This is a genomic window from Polaromonas sp. P3_C2 (genome assembly GCF_056402675.1).
On the sequence record NZ_JBFUGX010000537.1, the window covers coordinates 1 to 2,913 of the forward strand.

3 protein-coding genes are annotated in these 2,913 nt (G+C 58.7%); all 3 read left to right on the forward strand.

Translation table 11 applies throughout. The features are described 5' to 3' along the window. Positions 1-229: 229 nt before the first annotated feature. The 3 genes from AC1DWI_RS18545 (at position 230) to AC1DWI_RS18555 (ending at position 2,506) form a co-directional block, all read left to right on the forward strand. Positions 230-469 (forward strand): hypothetical protein, encoded by a 240-nt coding sequence (locus tag AC1DWI_RS18545; RefSeq protein WP_457282139.1) that lies wholly within the window; start codon positions 230-232, stop codon positions 467-469. Positions 470-585: 116 nt separating this feature from the next. Continuing rightward, entirely contained in the window at positions 586-1,428 is an 843-nt protein-coding gene (locus AC1DWI_RS18550; protein WP_477668203.1) for a hypothetical protein, read from the forward strand. A 355-nt stretch (positions 1,429-1,783) separates the two neighbouring features. Further along, complete coding sequence (locus AC1DWI_RS18555; protein WP_477725411.1) at positions 1,784-2,506, forward strand: hypothetical protein; 723 nt, start codon at positions 1,784-1,786, stop codon at positions 2,504-2,506. Positions 2,507-2,913: the final 407 nt, after the last annotated feature.

Here is a 2,913-nt window from a genome sequence, read left to right on the forward strand (position 1 = left end):
GCCCCACTCAGCGCAGAACGCGCAGGAAACATGGCGATCCTGATCAGGCCCGGGTGTTTATATTGGTTCGGTGCGTAGCATTTTGTGACCTCGCTTGTCCTACATGACAGGCCGTACCGGACCGACGCCGCGTCCCACTCTCCCCTCGTAAATTGGAATTAGCTGGCAATACGGCCAGCCATTTACCAACCCTGATTGCCTGTGATGGGCATGACTTAAGGAGCAAGACATGAAGTTTTCCAAATCCCTGGCCTCTGCCGTAGCCGCCGCCGCTGTTGTGAGCACCATTGGCCTGGCATACGCCCAGACCGAAACCCCGACGGCACCGGCTGCGCCTGCAGAATCGTCCGGCCAGACCATGCAAAATCAGGACACCACCACCCCTAGCAGTGCGGCACCTGCCACCACGACTGAAAGCAACACGGCTGGCTTCCAGACCGAGCGCCCAGCACAAGCTGACCGCAACTAAACCCAGACCGTCATGCGCCTTGGTGTGACGCCGCTCCGGCTTGCCGTGTCTTTTAAGGCGCGGCTTCCGGAGCGTTTTCACATGGCTGCCGGATCGTCATTGTTTTAGCGCAGGCCATGCGTCGTATTTTCATGGACATGTTTGTGTCGCCCGCGCGCGGGTCTTCCCCTTCAACTGGCGGAAGGCCCCCGGCCGGCGATGAGCCCGGCACCAGCCGCGCAGACGTTCTTGACGGCATCAAGCAAGGCATCTTGCTGGGCTCCGCACTGCTTGTCCTCACATTGCCGCTTTTTCATGCCCGTCCGGTTTCCTCTCCGGCCCTGAACCCCGTCCCTTCCAGCGCCTTGCAGTTGGCGCCGTCTTTGCGCTTCGCCGATTTTGGTGAAGAGCCCGCGTCGGATGAGGCGCGGCAGGTCGCCAATTGGGTGGTTGCTTCCGGGGACAACCGCAGGCTTTTCTTTGTCATCCTCGACAAGATAAATACCAAGGTTTTTGTTTTCGAACCCTCCGGCAAGTTGCGCAGCGCCACGCCCGTGCTGATCGGTGCGGCGGTCGGCGATGATTCCGTGACCGGTATCGGCGGGCGGCCCATTGCGCAGGTGCAGCCCCACGAACGCACCACACCGGCGGGCCGGTTTATGGGGGAGCCTGGCCGCAACACCTTGGGCGAAGATGTTGTCTGGGTGGATTACGAGGCGGCTGTTTCCATGCACCGCGTGCGAACACTGGAGCCCAAAGAGCGCCGGCTGGAAAGGCTTGCGTCTCCCGGTACCGAGGACAACCGTATTTCCTACGGGTGCATCAACATGCCGGTGGCATTTTTCGAAGATGTACTCAAGCCCGCGTTCAATGCGAGCTATGGCGTGATTTACGTTTTGCCGGAAATCAAACCACTGGCTGAGGTTTTTCCTGCCGCCCATGCGCTTGCCGCAAAACAGGGGCTTCGCCCCGCCGCCTGACACCGCCTGCTCGCTCTTTCGATCACCTCGCGCGAAGAGCGAGTTGTAACAACCCCTGACGTATTGTTGCGCGCTCGCATCTTCAATGCGGAAAATGCCCACATGTGGTCGCTGTTACCAAATTCCTGAGTAGCTAAATTTGGCTGCAAAAAAAGCATGCATGGCAATGCAGTAAACGATTTGTTGCTATTAAAAGCATAGCAAAAATCCGGAGGATTTCAGGGTTTTTCCGTTGTGAACATTTTCTTGCATCGCTAACATGGTGCAACCACAGCCGGGCTCCTACCCAAAAGGTTCGAGGCCGGCTTTTTCATGTGCTCCGCACAAGGCAATGAATTCAACCCACGGGATCAGGATGTTGTTCAAAGGAAAGGCACTGCGCGCAAAAACCGTCTGCACGGCGGCCATTGCCTTTCTCGCTGCGATTCCCGCATGGGTGTCCGCCACTCCCACAGACCTGCAACCGGTGCGCAGCCCCGATGCCGTGATGCCGGTGCCGGGTGCCGGCAATTCCGCTGACATGACACTGGTGGCGGCATCGGCCGATGCACGCTACGCCCTGYGCTGGATCATGAACGCACGCGATAACCAGGGCCTGCCATTTGTGGTGGTTGATAAAAAGGGCGGGCGCATTTTTGTGTTTGACGCCACGGGGCAATTGCGCGGCGCATCGCCGGCATTGACCGGCCTGACACCCGGCGACCACACGGTACCGGGCATGGAGCAGCGCAACGTCGCCAGCCTGCGCGCAGACGAACGCACCACGCCGGYGGGCCGTTACGTTTCGGAGCCCGGCCACAATCTTCACGGCGAGGCTATTGTGTGGATCGACTACACGGCCAAGCTGGCAATCCACCGCCTTCGTCCTGCAGCTCCGGCAGAACGCCGCGCAGAGCGGCTGGCTTCTGAAACACCTGACGACAACCGCATCTCGCTGGGGTGTGTCGTAGTGCCCGTCAATTTTTACGAAGCCGTCGTGAATCCCGTGCTGGGGAAAAGCCATGGCGTGGTGTACGTCCTGCCTGAAACCCAGCCCGTGCAGCGCATGCTGGGCGCGCTGCAATTCAGCCAGCGCTAACTAAATTCCCATAACAGCTTCGCTAACGCCTCTGCGGCCTCTGCGCGCCTTGACGCTGCCGGCCCCCTGGCCTGTGGTTTATGGCAACTGTCAGAACGGCAAACAGTATTCCTTGCTGATTGAGATGGCAAGATTGCTATCATTTTAGGAGCTGCTGGCGCCTGTGCCGATTGACCTGCAGGTCAATTTTCCTTGAATTCCGGGTGTTTCCCTGCTGGACTGCAAGCGGCCAGGGTCCACAACTACACGCGCGTCAGCGATTCCTTACTTGCAGCAAGCCTTCAGGCTGGCATGGCCGCCCCCGGACGCAATCTACATTGAAGTTGTCTTCAATTTGACAACTTTCAGGAGAATCAAATGCCTCTCATTGCCTGGTTACTGGGTGTTCCCCTTAGTGTGGTTCTTAT